Consider the following 16,589-nt stretch of genomic DNA (forward strand, 5'->3'; position numbering starts at 1 on the left):
CATTTTTATCCTTAAAACTTGTACTTCAAATTGAGCCCGAGACTATCGAAGCCATCCGCCGATACCTTCCACCGGAGCCCAACACTCAACGGCACATCAACCTGCCCGATCTGCCAAATGGGCAAGTCGTGCTCAAGCGCCAATACGCCGCCATAACTGACTGTATTCCGGTCGGCAAATCGACGTTTCAAGTAACCAGCCTGATCCACCGTGTGCCGATGACTGAATAGGCCATAATCCAATGCCAGGCCCGCACTAAAAATCGGCTGATAACGGTACGAAATCGGCCAGCGATACACATAACTCGCCGACACCTCGAACAGATGCGATTCAAACCCACCCTTGTTTTCTTCTGCATCACTGGAAACAAAAGTGTATTCACTTTCAACGCGCACCCCTGAATTACGATCAATCCTAAACAGTGCCCCCCCCTGTATATTGGGGGCCACTTCCGATGCAGTAGAAAAATCTGGATCATGAGCGTCATAGATCGCCCCACCCAGCCCTAAATGCCATTCGACAGCATTTACCCCCGGCACAAATAACAATAGCGCCAAGACTGCGCCACACCTCGAAACACGAAAACGCATACAAACCACCTCCTAATAACAAAATGGTATCACCATTCGGAGCAATAGAAATCAGATTTGTATATTTATTTAGTTTATTTAAAAAAGTGACGCCGTTAACATCTAATTAACAAAACACACAACAAACAAGCAACCGCAATAAATGAGATAACGACACATCACAGGCGCCAGCGAGTCCTCCCCACTGGGACGGCGACGGCCAAGCAAGCAACCAAAGGCTTTCAAACAAGAACAACGGAAAAACAAAACACCCCGACCATGCGGAGCAAAAACTTAAACCAGAAAGATGAAAAAACAACGATAACTGTTACCATCCGACAGGACGAAACAAGGATGGTACAAATGAACAACTTTATCGACGTAATAACCCACGGAAAACGCCTCAAAGCACAGTGCAAACAACTTACAATCGCCGAGATTGAAAGTGCAATAAACAAGCTAGAGGCGATCCTTGCAGAGAGGAAAGAAGATGAACGGGAACGGCAGCAATTAAAGCTCGAAAGACTAGAGCAGATTGAACGGATCCGTAAGCAGATGATGGCGCATGGCGTATCGCTGGAAGATCTCACCGACATAGCCCCAAAGCGGTCAACCCGAGCGCAACGCCCCCCCAAATACCGCTACCAGGACAACGGCCAGGAGAAAACATGGACCGGGCAAGGGCGCACGCCCAAGCCAATCGCCAAAGCACTTGAGCAAGGCGGCGATCTGAGTGACTTCCTGATCACTGGGTAAATACTAATAAGGCCACCGTCTGGTGGCCTTTAAAATCAAGATCCCCTTGGCGGGGCCGGATCCCCGTGTCACATACCCGGCTTCGCCGCCTACGCGCCCCGGCGATCTTGTATAAAAGCGGCACCTTTGCCCTTAGCTTTCTAATCGGTCAATTGCTTTATCTCGAACAGATCACGCCAGGCAGGCTCGAACCAATCTCTTTCGACACGCTCGGGATCCTCAAAAAACAACGCCATAAAGGGCAACCAATGTTGCCAAACCGACAAGGTTGGCAATTCTTGCAAGGTGTCATAGGCATTTTCTGGTGACAGTTCCGCCGTCCCCGGAGCCCGTTGGCTAATAAACTGGGCCGACTCTAACAGCCCTTTATCATCGAGTTTTTGGAATAGCTCCAGCACTTCCAATTCTCGCGGGCGCCGCTCAATAGTCAGCAACGGTGTATCGGCCACTAGGGTATGCGTATCACCCTCTAATATCAGCGTTAATGCCGAATGATTACAGCGTCCATCCCGCACGGCCAAAACCGCTCGCGTGATCCCCGGCATCGTATCCAGATAATGAAATAAGCGATCACGATCTCCATAGGTCGTGTGAGCACTTTGAAAACGGCTAACCGATTCACACCCCAGCAGTGCCAACATTTTCGGTCCACTCGCTTGATACCGTGTGTTTAACCGCTCGTTCTCGTTTGCCTGATCACGCAAACGACGCTCCAAGGTGGCCACCCCCTCTAATCGTTCAACGATTTCACTGTTAAGGCTGCGCTTTGCTGCCCTTGCCGCATTCTCTATCAATTCGTGCAACTTTTGGGGTAAGCGCAACGGAAAACGAACCTCTGCCATCTTTAAAGTCCCTTTTGATTCACTGTGGTGATTCATTTTGATTCACAAAGAACGTTAAAGTGATTCACGCCAGTTGTCAACACAGGTTACATCCGGGTGAATAGACAAAGACCATGCACCGGCTCGGGTGTTAACAAGAATCGGGAGATTAGAAAGGCAGCAGAAAGGTTAAAGTCCGGCGCCCCTCAATGAGAAACCCGGACCACGGCCAACCAACACAAGGAGTGGGTTGCTGACCATCAAAGCCTAGCTCTCGGCGGGGCTGCGTCTGTGTGCTTGGTGTGGGTTGGGGGGTTAGCCCCGGCCAGGTAGCCGAGGCAGTGGTGGGTCATTTCTTAATCTGGGTGTTACCGCCCAAGTTAAAGATGATGATGGTATCCCCATCACCTCCTTTACCCAGGAAGGCAGCCAGGAAACGAATGATCATTTCCATATTGGCCTCCGTAGTTAGGCCACCAATCAACTGTGATAAGGCAGGTCAGCGGCTAGTTGAAAGAAATCCTCCCCCCGCCGGGTGAGGTACTATATGCGCGGTCATTTGTTAACCACACATACAAGATAAGGCGGTCTCAGGCGTGATTCAACAGATTGATTTGTGGACATTCTGTGCATAAGTACCATTTCAGGCTTATAGGTTAGTGTCGGCTTACCTTGCGCCGGTATTACATCAAGCTTTTAGTTGCAGTTGGTTAACAAATCACCCTCCAAATATTCTTTTTAGGGGATATACCCGACTGGCGCAAAATGAAGCAGTTGGTTCTCGATTTTGTTCGTTGCGCCGAACCTGGCTTTTACGTTACGCTGATCTCAGCCAATTGTGATAAGGCTGGTTGCGAAAGCAACACCCCCGCTATTACGGGGAAAACCCCAGGGTCGCGCCTGGGGTTTTTTGTGCCTGATTATCCTGGTGGATCCCAGCAAAATCGCACACAACACTCAACTAACACCTACAACTGCCAGGACACATATCGCCTTACTTCCTAACGCCTTCCATTGTAGAGTCATTCAAGCATATGGAATGCGTTACACCTTCATGGATGGCCCTCGACCTTCACTTTTGAAACGGAAGAAGCCATGACCAGCAAAACCAAGAAAGTCCCTACCACTGACCTTACGCCTGGAACGATTGCGCAATTTTCTGGACAATACGCAATTGATGGCCCGCGCGGCGGTAAAACCGGAAAAGAGGTTACAGCCGTAAAAGGCAAGCCGCTGCCACCGACCCCAAAGAAACACCAAACCTACACATTGGTAGATCGCACAAAGAACAAAGCCGGTGGAGGCTAGTAGCTAAGTGCTAGAGTGAACGTCGCCCATCGAGGCGGCGTTGTTGTTTCAGTCCCTCACTTTGCCTCTCCCCCTAGAATGCAAAACGCCGCCCTGGTGGGCAGCGTTACAAGATCACTAGGCTTGGTGCCCTGAGAACGGCGCTCCTGTTACTCGGTGATCCCGTACATACGATCTTCGATCTCCGCATCAATACGATCACGCTGAGCCAGATAATCATTGTGCTCCAGTAAGGTATTCCAGGAAGCGAATCCTAAGCCATACGCCAGTGCGTCTTGATCGCACTTTTCGACCATAGCAACAGCAAATCGGACCTGATCCTCCCCTGTGCCTGCAACCTGACACAACCAAGTATGCAGATCCAGGATGGGCCGCCCCTCAAACGGGGAGCGCAATAAGATCGCCGCTGGTTCAACCTCCCATTCTCCGGCCCACACTCGATCCATGTTCAGATTTTGTCGAGCCTTTTGCGCAAATCGCGCCAGTTGAGTGTTCACTATAACTATCCCTCTGCCTAAGCCTTCTCGTTCGGCTGACCAGTGCCGGGGCCGTTCCCCCTCTGTTCATTCGATCATAGACCGGATCCGCTGTCCAGCCTTCGGCGTTGATTTGGCCTTCACCCGTAGAATGCCAAGCTCTGGCCAGCCCAGCGCCAGCGCCGGTTTTGACGGCGGATCCCGGTCCCGTCCTGGGCGCCTTACCGAGATCTCAACTTTGCATTACCTGGTAATCGTCTATTTTTGCCAAACGTGATGATCGGGCAGCGATTTTTTTCTCCTGGGCCAAGCCGATACACTGAGCCCCATTACCATTACCACTTGTGATCACCATGCTTGAGTTGGCCCGCCCTGTTGAAAGCGTGTCAAATACGACACAACAACCACCGTTCTCGCCAATACAACTGGATTGGTCGGCAATGCTGGCCATGCGCCATCGGATCCTGGCCCACGTTGATATGCCCCGCTATCTGCTGCTGCCGGAAGTGGTGACGCTGCTCGATGCCCTGGATAATGGCCATCAACGGATGTTATTGGCCCTGCTATGGAACACGGGCGCCCGGATCAATGAGGCGTTAGCCCTGCGTCCGATGGATCTGCACCTGGACGATCCCGATCAGCCCTTTGTTTCGATCCAAACCCTGAAACAGCGCCAACGGGGCCGGGGGCGCCCCCGCACTGGGCAAAGCCAGAAACCCCGCCTGGTGCCGCTGCTGGATCCGGGCTTTGTGGTGCAACTGCGGCGCTACCTGGCCACCCATTGCTTTGCCAAAACCAAACCCATTTGGAGCATCACCCCGCAAACTGTGCGGGACTGGTTAAGCCTGGCCTATCGGATCAGCCAGCAACGGGATCAGCCCGTAGCATTCAAGCCCACCCCGCACAGCCTGCGCCACAGCTTCGCCGTCCACTGCATATTGCACGCCGTGCCCGTGCCCATTCTGCAAGCCTGGATGGGGCATAAAAGCCGAGAAAGTACCGAGATTTACACGAAGATCTTAGGTGTTGAGGCGTTCGGGCTGGGGCGGAGTATTCCGTTTAGCCTGGCGATCTCCCCAGCGTGATCGGCACGAACTGGCCCCGCAAAATTGCGGGTAAGTATTGACGGCACCGTCAATACGGCTAATATTGGAAACGTGTAGAGAATGACAACCGCCATGGCGCCGCCTCCAACGGCCTATGCGACGAAAAAACCGCCCTCCAAGGCGGTTTTTTTGTGCCTAAATTCCCCCGCCACCATACCTTCTTGATATACTAGCAACTTGCTGATTTGTAGAGAGTTGGCAGTAAAAATCAAGTGATGCCGAAAGTCTACAGCTTGCCTTTCTTGCGCTTTGGCGCAAGGCGCAAGAAAGGCAAGCTGGCCTAGTTCCAGTTTGCTTTATGGGGTGTCGATAAGGGGGGGTGGAACCCCCCGCCTGCTACCGACACTTAGGCTAACAGTGCCATGGTGGTTGTCATTCTCTACACAAGGATCACAGCCTTTGCCCTTGCTGCTCAGTCAGGCATGGTGGTTAAGGGACATGGTGCGTCAAACCGTAAGGAATGAGCATCATGTTAAAGAAAGCACGATTGATCTTCTCTGCGATCTCGCTCGTTTGGGGGCTCACCAGTTGTGGTGACTTCCAGACGAACGTGGAAACCAATCTCAGCGTTAAAACTGAGATCTCGGTATCCATTGAGATCAAAGGGCAGTAAAAAAATCCTACGCCAGTAGGCAATTAGGGGGAACACCGAGCAAGTTGTTCGGTGCGCCCCTTTTTTGTACCCCCCCCCGCCGCTAGTTATCCACCGGATTGTGGACAAAAAAAACCGGCCACAGGCCGGATCAGACAGGGTTATCCCCAAAATGCCGGTTCAACGTCCGGCGGATCTACAACAAATCTAACTCATTGGCGACGATCTCCGTTGAGTAACGTTCTTGGCCTTGCTGGTCCTGCCATTTGCTCGTGCGCAATTCGCCTTCTATATAGATTTTGCTGCCTTTTTTGGTGTACTCACCCACGATCTCAGCCAACCGGCCGAAAAAGCTCACCCGGTGCCATTCGGTATATTCGACTCGGTTCCCCTGGTCATTCTTGCGCTTCTTGGTGGTGGCCAGTGAGATATTCGCCACGGCCTTACCCTGGCCGGTCGCTCGGATCTCGGGATCCGCCCCCAGGTTCCCGAGCAAGATCACTTTATTCACGGACATAACAAACTGCTCCTTGTAATGATTCCGCCCCCATCGTGCCTTATGTATTGCACCGCATCAATACACAAATTTAAAGGCCATTCATCATCAGACAATCCGTGTCAAAAGCGACACGAAAGGATCGTGTGCAAACTTCCACACGGGGTAACTCACGGCGCACAAGGTGCCCACATCCTCATGCGCAAGATGGCTGTATTGCAACAATGCAATACAGCCACAAAGCCCGCCACAATGGGATGCGCACGATTTGCGCATGGTCTACACATGGTTGCACATGCCCTAGAAATTTGCACAAGGTGCCCACATCCCCCTCCAAAAACAACAATGTATTGCTTTCGTGCAATACACGAATCGTGATAAACTTAATCCTGTCTTGCATCGAAGCAATACAAGCAAAGAAAGGAGACTCCCCCATGCAGAATCAAACCGTGATCCGACCTATAAGTGCTGTCTTGTGCATCGTCGCCACTGGATTCTCTGCTGCGCTCACTTATCACTACATGGGAGTGCTCGCCGGGGGGTCGCCGATGCAACCCTTTATGCGCGGGATCGGTTTGGTGATGGACGTTAGCAACATCATTCTGACCATTGCCGCGATCACCTTATGGGGGCAACGTCGCCGCCTGTCTGCCGTGGCCCTGGCCCTGATTGCCACCGTGTTGATCGGTCTTTCAATGGTGGCCTCACTCAATACGATTTCCGATGGTTTATCGGTTCGAGTGCAACAAAGCGCCCGATTTATCAGCCTCACAGAGCAGATCACAGACTTAAGCAACGAACGGGATCGACTCCTGGCCGCTGCCGCGCAATACCCGGCCAATTACATCAGTGCCGCAAGGGAAGATCGCCGCCAAGCCTCCAACCTAGAAACGCAACGCCGACTATTGATGCAAGAGCGCGACGAGCTTCCCGCTGACGGTGCCTTAGCGGGCCATGAAAATACCATTGCCTTGATCTTTGCGGTGATGATCGATGCCCTGGCCCTGGCCCTAGCAGCCACGTTTGCATTGACCGCGCCCCCACGCCCCCGCCACCTGGCCCAAATCGTACCGCTTGAGCCGGATCAAACGGATCCCGCCAACACTGACGAAAAAGGCCGAGTCCTGCTGGCCCCAACCATCGCCGGGGCCGAAATTCGCCGAGCGATCCTGGCGCAAGAAGTGGCCCCCAATTACCGCGCCATCGAGCAGCGTTACAAAATCAGTCGACAGCAAATAAAACAACTCCAGACCGAAATGGTGGAAAAAGGCGAACTGTTACCCAACCCGAAAGGTCGAGGCTATTTGGTTGCAGGATTGACCGAGATCCCCGCTTAATCCTAAAAAGCTGGCTTCAACCATTGGCCCCCCTTAAACTGGTCTCGTGTATTACATTGACGCAATACAGAGAATTTAATGGCCAAAATCATCGTAGTTGCCAACCGTAAAGGCGGCGTCGGCAAAACCACCACTGTGGTAAATCTTGCTTGGGAACTGGGCCGCAAAGGTAAGCGGGTTTTGGTGCTGGATCTTGATAGCCAAGCCAACACCAGCCGCTACCTATGCAATGGCACCCCCAAAGAGCACTATATCCGTCATGTACTGATGGAGCGCAAACCCGAGACAAAACAGGCAATCTATCCCGCTTTCCTCGGGGCGAACGAGCAAGATAACATCCATTACATCCCCGGCAGATCTGGCGACGAAATGACCAAGCTAGATATGGAAATGATCTCACTTCCACGCCGTGAGGAACGCCTGAAAAACGCATTAAAACAGGTGGCCGACGAATACGATTACATCTTGATCGACACCAGCCCCGGCACCTCCGTTTTGGGGCTTAATGCCGTCATAGCCGCTGACGAATACCTGATCCCAACGGAGTACGCCGAAGATTCCCTCGATGGGATTGATACGTTTATTCAGCATGTTGAAGATATGACGTTTCTTAGTGAGGATGAAATCGCATTTCGCGTCCTGCCCGCCCGGATCGACAAACGCGAAGCCCGCTCTTTTGAGTACGGCACTCAGTATTTGCGAGAACGTTTCCCCAACAACACCACCAAATCGGTGATCTGGAATCGTTCAATCTTCAAAGACGCCGCCGCCGATGCCGAGCCGGTATCCGTAACCGCACCCGGCCACCCGGCAGCAATGTATTATCGAGCCTTAGCCACGGAGATCATCAATGGCTGAATGGACGCCCGAGCTACAAGCTGAACTTGAAACACTATCAAGCACGGCGAAATTAGGCCCAAAAGACAAAGCCAGGTTAAAGGCACTGCGGAAACTGGAATCTAACGCAGCGAAAGAGGCCGCACCGACTGTTGCGAACGCTCTAGGCACCGTCGCCACGACGAAGATCACCCCGTTTGCCGTTCGCTTCTCCCAGGACGAACTGACCGGCTTGGCCGATCTGAGTTTGGATCTGTTTGCGCGTAACACTGAGGCCGTGCTCACCAGACTGGGCAGCAAACAGGATCTCAACAAAACCAAACTGATCAGGGCGGCGGTGTATCTACTGCACCAACATAGCGACGAAGAAATCATTGATGCATTGCGTGAAGTAAAACTCGGCATGTATTCAGAGAAAAAGCGCAACGCTCGCTAGGCGCACGATCCCGGCGGTTTCGTCCACAAGTGCAGTCAACGTAACCGGCGCCGCCCGGAGGGCAATGGAGGCGACGGTGCGGCAGGCTGTACCCTGTGGGCGACAACCGCCGGGGCTTTCCCCCATGATCACAAAGCCCGGCCAATTGGCCGGGCTTTGTCAGTTGAAGGGCAGGGGATCAAACGGATGTATTTTTTGCCTCGGCCTTGGCCTTAAGGCCAAGCGTTACGACTTCCATCACCGTCGCCGCCAATAGATCTTGATCGGTCTGCGGCTTGAGTTGGGTTGCTTCAAACCCAGCTAACAGCATATCAAGCGCCTGATGGCGTTTCGGGTTGCTGTTCCAGCGTGCCAACAGTTGCCGATCGAGGCCGGTGGCTTGCTCTAGCGTTTCGATCCTAAATTGGGGGCCGAATCGCTGTTTAAGCATCACCGCAAGGCTAGGGCGTTCGTCACTCACTAGATGACTGCCACGGTGATTCCAGCCAGCACCAGCCCCAACAACGCCGGAAGCCAAAGGTGCTCGCCCATGTAATCCATAACGGTCGCAAACCAATCGTGATGATCGTGGTGTTCTTTGTGTTCAACCTTCATCGCTTCTCTCCTTCACTGGGTTCGGGCCTTAGCCCGAACCCAACGCATAAATTACGCAGCAACCTTTTCCGCGAACCACTGGAATACGGCCACACCCGCCACCCATACAGTAAGCAACACCTTACCAGCCCAACCCCAACGCTTTAAACGGGCCTGCCGTTCGGCTTGCTCCTGCTGCCACTGAAAGACAGCTTTTCCATGGTTTGCATTGTCACGTTCGATTTTAACCATCTCACGCTCGAAGCGGGTCATTTCTTGCCGTTCCTTGAATCGCATTGTAACACCTCCCTATCAACTTAGGGATATGATCTCACACAAAAACATCAATGTGAATCATTTTTGAGTCATAATGATCTCTTTTTTTATTTCTGTATCTTTTTGCGCTTTTTCGCTTCATGCCAGACCTTGCACCACTCCCAACTCAACCACCGCCGCCGATGGGCCTCTAATGGGGAATCTTCCACCATCGCCCAACCCCGCCCTGCTAGACCGCCGCGCAGCGGTTCCCAACTCCCTAGAGCACCATTGGCCAGGGGCGAGAGAACCAAGAATCATCACGGAAATCGAACCCGCCGCTTTTGCTTATGGGGCCATGACAGAGACAGCGCCCCACGACTCCCGGCGGTTTCGTCCACAAGTGCAGTCAACGTAACCGGCGCCGCCCGGAGGGCAATGGAGGCGACGGTGCGGCAGGCTGTACCCTGTGGGCGACAACCGCCGGGGCTTTCCACACCAGGGGGAGGGGAGAGCCTAGCCCGTGGAAATGGGGACGGCCTTCGGTTCGTGCGCTGTCGATGTGGATCCCGCCGTGGATAAACCGGGACGGCACGCCGCCCCTGGGTTTTCCCACCGCAGGCCCCACAACGGCGCACCCGCCCGCCAGTTCCACCGGCTCAAGATTGCAGGGTAAGGATTCTTTTTAAGCCAGCAAAGCTCTATAAAATTGGGGCACCAGGCACCCGTTTAATTGCCGCCTAAATCACTAACTCTCATGACTGGCCAAAATCGTTTCAAATCCATGACCTTGCCAATCATGATAAGAACCCCAAACGGCATTAACGGCTTTTTCCGTCGCGTAGTAGACCGCTTTGATCCCTCGGCCTGGTTGCGGAGCCAAAGAACCATCGGCCCGGACAAATCTCACCAGGACAAGCCCCTGAGCCTCAAGCTCTTTAGCGATCCTACCTACATTTGTCCCATGTGAGGCCGGATTGCGAAATAAGCCCGCCGTCGCCGTGGCCATTTCATCACGACTCATTTTTAGCTTAGGGTGATCAAGCAAACGGCCTAACATTGCCATCGCCAATTGCGGCCTAGAAGTGCGGCAAGCATCCACCACCAGGTGATAGAGATTGGCGCTGTGTTGGCTGTCGTCGTTCATAGTCATGCCTTTTTTCGTTGCTTGTTCGCTCTGTAAAGCCGATCGGCTTCTTGTGCCGCGACTAACCAGCCCATCAAGATCGGCTTGGTTTGCTCCACTGGAAACGCCCCCGCCATCTGCTCAAGCGGTTGTTTTGCATGGATCCGCACCCATAAAAAGGCAATTCGAGCCCATTCGGCGGGGCTCGTTGGTTGCCATCCGGTATCCAGTAATAACAGCAGTGCCGCCTGACGCGCCCACAATGGCGCCTTACGCTCTTGGCACCACTCAACAAGGGCAAGGCCGGGGACAGGTTCACGATCGCTCACAAAACCGCTTTGAATGGCTTTTGCCGTCAATCGGCGGGCCGCTTCTGTGCCACTTAGCCCTGTGGCTTTGAGCCAATCACTGATTATTTTGGTCGGGCTTGGATCCAGAGTCTCAAAAAGGGATGGGATCATGGTGCTTATCCTGTGCGTGGTGGCCCGGAACGGGCCATCTAAGCACACGGCAAACCATGCCAATGGTTTGCCGTGGCCGAAACAATGTCGCATTGTTCCGGCCAGGCTTATCCGTGTCAAGTGCGACACAATAAACCCCGTTTGCCTTCCTGGTGCGGTTGGTTCTGGTGCAATGCCTGTAATACCCGCGCAAAGTCTGCCCCACTCATTGCCGGGCATCGGATCGGACGCCCTTTTACCAAAGCCGTGCGGATCTCCCCGGCCAACTGCCGGATCCCTGCCGGGCTCATGCCTGCACCCCCAGCAAATACATCCGTGCCCGGCGGTTGGCCATCGCCCGGCGAAACCCTCGCCGATAAGAACGGGTGAAAAAGTGCTCCGCGCCCCAATGGCAAAGGTGCTCACGATACAAAGCCAACGTAAACCGGGCCTGTTCACTCCAAAATTTACGGTTCGCGTGCTGATCTTGGCTGATCTCGGCGTATGTCGTCATGCTGTTTATCCTCTGATAACTGGCGTTTCGCCTGGTGAGTTAGCGCCTTTCGCTAACCTGGTAATATAATCTCACCTTGCACTTTCCGTGTCAATAGCGACACACTTTCAAAGGCAAAAAAAATAACCTCACCTTGCGGGTGATCGTTGGCAAAGTGCCAAAGCTTCTCAAACCAACTGCGGGCCTCATTGGGGCCGCTTCTCCGGCACAACTGCCGAAAAACCAACAACGTCAACACCACCCCCGCCGCCTCTGCGGTCAAACGAAAACCGCAACCCTGAGCAAAAGCGCCGATCTCTACCGGACTGCGCACCATGGGAGCCAGGAAGATCCCCCCATTGCTCAACTCATAAACTGAAATCTTCCCTCTCGGAAGCTCCGCACCATGTAGGGATTCGGCAAAATGCCGTAAAAAAGGCACTTTGAGCGGTCCCAAAACCGCCGCTAACCTCTCGCCCGGCTCGCCGCGCCTGGGGACAATAACAACGCGCTTAATCATTTTTATCCTCTGATAACTGGCGTTTCGCCTGTTCTGAAATAGCCGGGGCGCCCCTTGGCGCCCCTTGTCTGTTATGCCGCCTTTGCGATCTGAGTTTCACCGCTCAAAAATTGGTGGGCTTTTGCTGCCTCTGCTGCTGCTTTAAAAATGAATTTTTTATCCCCCTTTAACGCCTTAAGCCAGGAAGCTATATAACAATCATGCTGGACTTCCCCAGCAATCCCGAGCCCCGCCGCTATGAAAGCCGCTGTAAGCTCGGCCACCAATTCTTCAAAGGCATAGGCTTGATCACCAAAGCGTTTGCCAAACGTCCGATCCAAGCGTGCAGGGGCGCCGGTCCAATGCCCCAACTCATGAAAAGCCGTTGCGTAAAAATTCACTTCATCGGTGAAAGTGTGGCGAGGGGGGAGTTTGATAAAATCGCCCTCAATATTGTAAAAAGCCCTTACGCCTTGCTCGATGATCCGCGCTCCGCTTTGCTGTAAAAATTGCTCTGCTTGTTCGTGTCGCTCAAACTCATCTAAAGGGGCGACCTCGTTAAACTCGATCCCTTCGATCTGCTCTTGGTTAAAAACGGTAAAGCCTTTAGCAAAAGCAAATTTCTCAGTTTCTCCGGTTTCTTCATTTTCTCGCTCGATAACATTGTAAAAAACAATGCGTGTACCTTTTTCACCTTTACGAACCTGGCCGCCTGCCGCCGCCGCCTGTTTGTAAGTCATCCAGCCATTCGATACAAAACCTTTTTCTTGGCTCGCAACCCAAAGCAGTAAAACATTGATCCCGCTGTATGCCCGGTCATTGCTCAAATTGTATGGAAAACTCATGGCGCCTTTTTTATCCCACGGGCACACCCAAGGCTTTACCCCACTTTCTAAAGCTTTAACGATCCGATCCGTTACATCCTGGTAAATGTCGAATTTAGCAACCATGATTTTTATCCTCTGATAACTGGCGTTTCGCCTGGTGAGTTAGCGCCTTTCGCTAACCTGGTAATATAATCTCACCTCACACTTTCCGTGTCAATATCGACACGGTTTATTTTGATAATTTTTGGGGGGGTATGGGGGGCAGCGCCCACCATGTAAAACCACACTCAAAGTTAAGAAGAGAGAAAATAATCGTGTACTGCTTAGGTATTTGGCCCACAAATTGCCCTTTCCCTGCTAGACCGCTCTTTAATACCTGGGTCGTTCCGTTTGTAAGGAGGTAAAAGGCCGAAGGCAAAAGGAAAGTGATGTTTCTTATGCTCGGTCTTAAAAAAAGGATCTCATTTGTTGATCGCTGGATGGTGATATTGGGTTTTTGGGTTTCTTAAGGGCTTGCCCTTAAGCGGGATTGTTAAGGGCGGCGCCCTTGGCTGGGAATCTAAAGGGCAAAGCCCTTTTGCTTGCGGAGCAAACAAAGCGCATCGCTTGCGATGCTGCGCTATCTCACCAAGGGAGCTTGCGACCGCTGCGTGCAACCCGATGGGCACGTTCGGCGAGCCTGCGAGCGTTGCGGAGCAACCGGACTGAACAACGGGGGGGAATGCGGTCGTGGTCGTTGAGTTTACGAAACGCTAACCACCCCCATTTCCCCGTTGCACGCGATTAAATGGGCGTCGTAGACGCGCGCGAAGCGCCCATATGCTCTTGCTTTTAGCGTAATTTGCTTGGGAATTTGCATGTGAATAGTCATCTGCCCCTTACCTTGCGTGTTTTAACCCCCTCAAAGCCGCCTGTGGCGGTCTTTGAGGGGTTATTTGGTCGTGTGGTATAGGGGAAGGTTGGTGTGGCCTTAGAGCGGTGCTCTAAGGCTCTTTGTTCTGAGCGTCGTCTGGCCGCGCTTGCGTGGCCAGGCTGTAAGCGAAGGCATTTATACACAGCGAAGCGGTGCTAAAGATAAGACTTTCTCTTTAGAGAAAAGACACAACCCCCGAAGGGGAGACAATAGGGCTCTGAGATTAAGCTCTGACCGCTAACTCGCACTTTTGCCTTTTTATACATGGGTTATTCACAGGGTGATATAGGAACACTCATAACCCAGGAAAAACCAAGACTTTAGTCATTCAAAAGGAGGGGGGGAACAGCAAGGATCGGGCTTTTTTACGGCTATTTCGGGGGGTATTTTCACTCAGGCACGACAAAGCTCCGGGCTTTTGCCGGATACCTTCAAACAAAGGGGATCAATGTGGGGGAGGGGGGGGGCTCAGCGGTAGGGGATCGACTAATACACTGCCCATGTTTTTCAATTTGCGCTGTAGTGTCGAAGTCAGATACTTATAGCCAATCCAGACGAGGGGCCAACCTTTCTTAATTGCTTGGTCAGCCGTCCGATTGATCGACTTTCGGATCTTGTCCTGAAACGTCACTTTCAAATCTCTGAAAAACACCCCTGTAAACTGCTTATAGGCGGGCGCAGATCGTACCGTTGCGGTGCCTGAAAAGTTATGCTCGTCAACCACCTTGATCTCTTTTACTTTGTAATATCCCGCCTCTTTGAGCAGGTCGATACAACGATACCAAGCTGCCTCGTGGATATACTCGCCGAAGCGCAAAGCGTACTCTCTCATTAAAGCATTATTGGAGATCGGCGCGATGCCTTTTTGCCCCATCACAACGGTGCCCATCACCCCGATCCGGCCTGAGTTTAATTCTGTTCTGGCTAATAAGACGGTAAGCACTTTCGCCATGCGCAACCGAACCGAAGGCGCTAAAGGCTTCATGCCGCGCTGTAACTTAGCAAATCGGTACGGGTTATCAATTAACTGCTTACACGCCGAGAAAATGGCATTCATGTGAAACGGCATCCGAGTTGCCGCTTTATTTTCCTTAGGCATCCACGCCTGAAAACCGGGACACGCCGCAATACCTTGGGCTCGTTTCTCGGTAATTTCTGCCGCGATCCGCTGGCGCTTGTGCTTACGATAAAAATAGCACTCGGTGCGCAGTTCTTGGCCGTGAGAAAGGATGATCGGGGCTTCATTGCGCATCGTAAGCCCCCCCCAGGAACAGGGAAACAAATAGACGGCAACGTGCAGAGATAGGGTTAGTGTTCATGTTGTACCCCAAAACCACCGCAAACTATCGGCGTGCGTTCGCGCACGGACAGGGGTAAAGGTCTTGGGATACAGGGGGGCCATTTTAGGCCATAACAATAGGTATGTGATTTCATAATCCTAACTCTAAATTCTCTGTGGGTGTCCGGGTTGGTAAGGCCCGAACACCCTCAATCTAGCGTAAAAAGCCCCGCCGGATCAAGCACCTTATGCCGCCGTCAGCATCTTGCTTGGCGAATTTTGGGCACAAAAAAGCCGAATCTTAGAGTTAGGAGAAGATTCGGCTTCGTTGCGACAAGTTATCGGCTAGGGTACCACCCCCGGCCCCTGTCTGGTCTTTGGTGTAAGAACACACCGCAATTCGCACTGGCACAGATTGCACTGTGCTCTTGCTGCAAAGACTTATATATAGTCTAGCCAATGCCTGCGCCGATGTGCAAGCATAGACGATTAAGATTTAATCACTCACTAAATGTTTTGATCAACCCGTAGATAGAAACGCTGTGCTTTGACGTTAATTGTGTATGGGATGGGCCGGTTTTGTGAACTTTCAAGATCTGTCACTGCGTCGGTGACGTTACTCAAATCACCTGGCACTACCGCATTCACCGCCGAGCCCGCATAGTCGATCAAACCATCAGTGATCACTGTGCCATAAACATCCTCTCGGTTTCTTTGGATCTGGCCATCGAGGCCCGCCCGCTTGTTCAGGTCGTAGCCTGTTGCCTGGAAACGTTCAATCACATCGCCATCCGGGGTAATGGCTCGACTGGCACTGACCGATAACCGGCTAGTTTGAGCATTAAACGCCTTTCGGGCATAAACGATGGTCCCCGCCGGGATCACACCGCGCCGCCCCACCACATCCTGCTCTAAGTGCATTTCGATCTCTGCCATATCACCAGAACTTACATCCCGCTCCAACCGAACCGGGATCCACGTACCAAACATCACCCCAAACTCTCGGCTCTTATCTATGACCGTGCCAAATTCCCCCGCCCCTTTCGCCGCCATAGCTCGCGCATCGAGCAATGGGGGAATATATACATCCCCATATAGCCCACCGTTAGGGCCAAATGATTTCTCCCCCTGGCCCTCGCTCTGGCTCTGGCTCTGGCTCTGGCTCTGGCTCTGGCTCTGGCTCTGGCCCTGGCCCTGGCCCTGGCCTGAGCCATTGGAGCCCAAGGGCTGACCATCCGGCCCCAGGAGTTCGCCAATTTTGGAATCTAGCGACTGACCATCCAGCCCAAGCTGTTCGCCATTAGGGCCAAGCAACGGCTGACCATCCGGCCCCAGGAGTTCGCCATTAGGGCCAAGCAACGGCTGACCATCCGGCCCCAGGAGTTCGCCATTAGGGCCAAGCAACGGCTGACCATCCGGCCCCAGGAGTTCGCCATTAGGGCCAAGCAAC

22 protein-coding genes are annotated in these 16,589 nt (G+C 52.8%); 7 read left to right on the plus strand and 15 right to left on the minus strand.

Annotation, left to right across the window (positions count from 1 at the left end; genetic code table 11):
- Positions 1–11: 11 nt before the first annotated feature.
- On the minus strand, positions 12–590 hold the full coding sequence (locus AC2D8U_RS20480; protein ID WP_484620934.1) for a hypothetical protein: 579 nt from the start codon (positions 588–590) through the stop codon (positions 12–14).
- Between the two features lie 342 nt (positions 591–932).
- Between AC2D8U_RS20480 and AC2D8U_RS20485 the strand changes: the two genes are divergently transcribed.
- Complete coding sequence (locus tag AC2D8U_RS20485; RefSeq protein ID WP_484620935.1) at positions 933–1,325, plus strand: H-NS family histone-like protein; 393 nt, start codon at positions 933–935, stop codon at positions 1,323–1,325.
- 140 nt (positions 1,326–1,465) lie between these two features.
- Here AC2D8U_RS20485 and AC2D8U_RS20490 read toward each other — a convergent pair whose 3' ends face one another.
- Positions 1,466–2,167 carry an Arc family DNA-binding protein gene (locus AC2D8U_RS20490; protein WP_484620936.1) on the minus strand — a complete coding sequence of 234 codons (702 nt, stop codon included), beginning with the start codon at positions 2,165–2,167 and terminating at the stop codon, positions 1,466–1,468.
- Between the two features lie 1,074 nt (positions 2,168–3,241).
- On the opposite strand from AC2D8U_RS20490, the gene AC2D8U_RS20495 reads away from it, so the two are divergent.
- On the plus strand, positions 3,242–3,454 hold the full coding sequence (locus AC2D8U_RS20495) for a hypothetical protein (protein WP_484620937.1): 213 nt from the start codon (positions 3,242–3,244) through the stop codon (positions 3,452–3,454).
- A gap of 149 nt (positions 3,455–3,603) precedes the next feature.
- Here the strand turns inward: AC2D8U_RS20495 and AC2D8U_RS20500 are convergent, their stop codons facing one another.
- On the minus strand, positions 3,604–3,951 hold the full coding sequence (locus AC2D8U_RS20500) for a hypothetical protein (protein WP_484620938.1): 348 nt from the start codon (positions 3,949–3,951) through the stop codon (positions 3,604–3,606).
- A gap of 211 nt (positions 3,952–4,162) precedes the next feature.
- Entirely contained in the window at positions 4,163–4,381 is a 219-nt protein-coding gene (locus tag AC2D8U_RS20505; RefSeq protein WP_484620939.1) for a hypothetical protein, read from the minus strand.
- Between AC2D8U_RS20505 and AC2D8U_RS20510 the strand changes: the two genes are divergently transcribed.
- Entirely contained in the window at positions 4,371–5,015 is a 645-nt protein-coding gene (locus AC2D8U_RS20510; RefSeq protein ID WP_484620940.1) for a tyrosine-type recombinase/integrase, read from the plus strand. The genes AC2D8U_RS20505 and AC2D8U_RS20510 overlap by 11 nt on opposite strands.
- A gap of 490 nt (positions 5,016–5,505) precedes the next feature.
- Entirely contained in the window at positions 5,506–5,649 is a 144-nt protein-coding gene (locus tag AC2D8U_RS20515) for a hypothetical protein (RefSeq protein ID WP_484620941.1), read from the plus strand.
- A 175-nt stretch (positions 5,650–5,824) separates the two neighbouring features.
- On the opposite strand, the gene AC2D8U_RS20520 is transcribed toward AC2D8U_RS20515, so the two are convergent.
- Positions 5,825–6,145 (minus strand): single-stranded DNA-binding protein, encoded by a 321-nt coding sequence (locus AC2D8U_RS20520; RefSeq protein ID WP_484620942.1) that lies wholly within the window; start codon positions 6,143–6,145, stop codon positions 5,825–5,827.
- 413 nt (positions 6,146–6,558) lie between these two features.
- Here AC2D8U_RS20520 and AC2D8U_RS20525 point away from each other — a divergent pair, with 413 nt between their 5' ends.
- The 3 genes from AC2D8U_RS20525 (at position 6,559) to AC2D8U_RS20535 (ending at position 8,734) form a co-directional block, all read left to right on the plus strand.
- Positions 6,559–7,461 carry a hypothetical protein gene (locus tag AC2D8U_RS20525; protein WP_484620943.1) on the plus strand — a complete coding sequence of 301 codons (903 nt, stop codon included), beginning with the start codon at positions 6,559–6,561 and terminating at the stop codon, positions 7,459–7,461.
- A 78-nt stretch (positions 7,462–7,539) separates the two neighbouring features.
- Positions 7,540–8,319 carry a ParA family protein gene (locus AC2D8U_RS20530; RefSeq protein WP_484620944.1) on the plus strand — a complete coding sequence of 260 codons (780 nt, stop codon included), beginning with the start codon at positions 7,540–7,542 and terminating at the stop codon, positions 8,317–8,319.
- Entirely contained in the window at positions 8,312–8,734 is a 423-nt protein-coding gene (locus AC2D8U_RS20535) for a hypothetical protein (protein WP_484620945.1), read from the plus strand. The genes AC2D8U_RS20530 and AC2D8U_RS20535 overlap by 8 nt, the downstream gene beginning before the upstream one ends.
- A gap of 178 nt (positions 8,735–8,912) precedes the next feature.
- Here the strand turns inward: AC2D8U_RS20535 and AC2D8U_RS20540 are convergent, their stop codons facing one another.
- From AC2D8U_RS20540 to AC2D8U_RS20585, 10 genes are all read right to left on the minus strand, one after another.
- On the minus strand, positions 8,913–9,194 hold the full coding sequence (locus tag AC2D8U_RS20540; protein ID WP_484620946.1) for a hypothetical protein: 282 nt from the start codon (positions 9,192–9,194) through the stop codon (positions 8,913–8,915).
- Positions 9,194–9,328 carry a hypothetical protein gene (locus AC2D8U_RS20545; protein WP_484620947.1) on the minus strand — a complete coding sequence of 45 codons (135 nt, stop codon included), beginning with the start codon at positions 9,326–9,328 and terminating at the stop codon, positions 9,194–9,196. The genes AC2D8U_RS20540 and AC2D8U_RS20545 overlap by 1 nt, the downstream gene beginning before the upstream one ends.
- 51 nt (positions 9,329–9,379) lie before the next feature.
- Positions 9,380–9,604 carry a hypothetical protein gene (locus AC2D8U_RS20550; RefSeq protein ID WP_484620948.1) on the minus strand — a complete coding sequence of 75 codons (225 nt, stop codon included), beginning with the start codon at positions 9,602–9,604 and terminating at the stop codon, positions 9,380–9,382.
- 706 nt (positions 9,605–10,310) lie between these two features.
- A complete protein-coding gene (locus AC2D8U_RS20555; protein ID WP_484620949.1) occupies positions 10,311–10,709 on the minus strand; it encodes a hypothetical protein in 399 nt (132 codons plus the stop codon).
- A gap of 2 nt (positions 10,710–10,711) precedes the next feature.
- Positions 10,712–11,149, minus strand: coding sequence for a hypothetical protein (locus tag AC2D8U_RS20560; RefSeq protein WP_484620950.1), 438 nt, complete (start codon positions 11,147–11,149; stop codon positions 10,712–10,714).
- Positions 11,150–11,435: 286 nt separating this feature from the next.
- Positions 11,436–11,642 carry a hypothetical protein gene (locus AC2D8U_RS20565; protein WP_484620951.1) on the minus strand — a complete coding sequence of 69 codons (207 nt, stop codon included), beginning with the start codon at positions 11,640–11,642 and terminating at the stop codon, positions 11,436–11,438.
- Positions 11,643–11,694: 52 nt separating this feature from the next.
- On the minus strand, positions 11,695–12,141 hold the full coding sequence (locus AC2D8U_RS20570) for an antirestriction protein (RefSeq protein WP_484620952.1): 447 nt from the start codon (positions 12,139–12,141) through the stop codon (positions 11,695–11,697).
- Between the two features lie 71 nt (positions 12,142–12,212).
- Entirely contained in the window at positions 12,213–13,070 is an 858-nt protein-coding gene (locus AC2D8U_RS20575; RefSeq protein ID WP_484620953.1) for an ArdC family protein, read from the minus strand.
- 1,235 nt (positions 13,071–14,305) lie between these two features.
- On the minus strand, positions 14,306–15,112 hold the full coding sequence (locus AC2D8U_RS20580; protein WP_484620954.1) for a hypothetical protein: 807 nt from the start codon (positions 15,110–15,112) through the stop codon (positions 14,306–14,308).
- A gap of 534 nt (positions 15,113–15,646) precedes the next feature.
- Positions 15,647–16,589, minus strand: a 943-nt coding sequence (locus tag AC2D8U_RS20585; RefSeq protein ID WP_484620955.1) for a TrbI/VirB10 family protein, incomplete at its 5' end; no start/stop codon positions are given.

This window comes from Ferrimonas sp. YIN67, assembly GCF_057219095.1.

Excerpts from the sequence above, each read along its gene's own strand:
- AC2D8U_RS20520 (WP_484620942.1), bottom strand. The coding sequence starts at position 6,145 with ATGTCCGTGAATAAAGTGATCTTGCTCGGGAACCTGGGGGCGGATCCC.
- AC2D8U_RS20525 (WP_484620943.1), top strand. The coding sequence starts at position 6,559 with ATGCAGAATCAAACCGTGATCCGACCTATAAGTGCTGTCTTGTGCATC.
- AC2D8U_RS20545 (WP_484620947.1), bottom strand. The coding sequence starts at position 9,328 with ATGAAGGTTGAACACAAAGAACACCACGATCATCACGATTGGTTTGCG.
- AC2D8U_RS20490 (WP_484620936.1), bottom strand. The coding sequence starts at position 2,167 with ATGGCAGAGGTTCGTTTTCCGTTGCGCTTACCCCAAAAGTTGCACGAA.
- AC2D8U_RS20505 (WP_484620939.1), bottom strand. The coding sequence starts at position 4,381 with ATGGCCAGCATTGCCGACCAATCCAGTTGTATTGGCGAGAACGGTGGT.
- AC2D8U_RS20515 (WP_484620941.1), top strand. The coding sequence starts at position 5,506 with ATGTTAAAGAAAGCACGATTGATCTTCTCTGCGATCTCGCTCGTTTGG.
- AC2D8U_RS20550 (WP_484620948.1), bottom strand. The coding sequence starts at position 9,604 with ATGCGATTCAAGGAACGGCAAGAAATGACCCGCTTCGAGCGTGAGATG.
- AC2D8U_RS20530 (WP_484620944.1), top strand. The coding sequence starts at position 7,540 with ATGGCCAAAATCATCGTAGTTGCCAACCGTAAAGGCGGCGTCGGCAAA.
- AC2D8U_RS20565 (WP_484620951.1), bottom strand. The coding sequence starts at position 11,642 with ATGACGACATACGCCGAGATCAGCCAAGATCAGCACGCGAACCGTAAA.
- AC2D8U_RS20535 (WP_484620945.1), top strand. The coding sequence starts at position 8,312 with ATGGCTGAATGGACGCCCGAGCTACAAGCTGAACTTGAAACACTATCA.
- AC2D8U_RS20575 (WP_484620953.1), bottom strand. The coding sequence starts at position 13,070 with ATGGTTGCTAAATTCGACATTTACCAGGATGTAACGGATCGGATCGTT.
- AC2D8U_RS20570 (WP_484620952.1), bottom strand. The coding sequence starts at position 12,141 with ATGATTAAGCGCGTTGTTATTGTCCCCAGGCGCGGCGAGCCGGGCGAG.
- AC2D8U_RS20555 (WP_484620949.1), bottom strand. The coding sequence starts at position 10,709 with ATGAACGACGACAGCCAACACAGCGCCAATCTCTATCACCTGGTGGTG.
- AC2D8U_RS20495 (WP_484620937.1), top strand. The coding sequence starts at position 3,242 with ATGACCAGCAAAACCAAGAAAGTCCCTACCACTGACCTTACGCCTGGA.
- AC2D8U_RS20480 (WP_484620934.1), bottom strand. The coding sequence starts at position 590 with ATGCGTTTTCGTGTTTCGAGGTGTGGCGCAGTCTTGGCGCTATTGTTA.
- AC2D8U_RS20510 (WP_484620940.1), top strand. The coding sequence starts at position 4,371 with ATGCTGGCCATGCGCCATCGGATCCTGGCCCACGTTGATATGCCCCGC.
- AC2D8U_RS20580 (WP_484620954.1), bottom strand. The coding sequence starts at position 15,112 with ATGCGCAATGAAGCCCCGATCATCCTTTCTCACGGCCAAGAACTGCGC.
- AC2D8U_RS20560 (WP_484620950.1), bottom strand. The coding sequence starts at position 11,149 with ATGATCCCATCCCTTTTTGAGACTCTGGATCCAAGCCCGACCAAAATA.
- AC2D8U_RS20485 (WP_484620935.1), top strand. The coding sequence starts at position 933 with ATGAACAACTTTATCGACGTAATAACCCACGGAAAACGCCTCAAAGCA.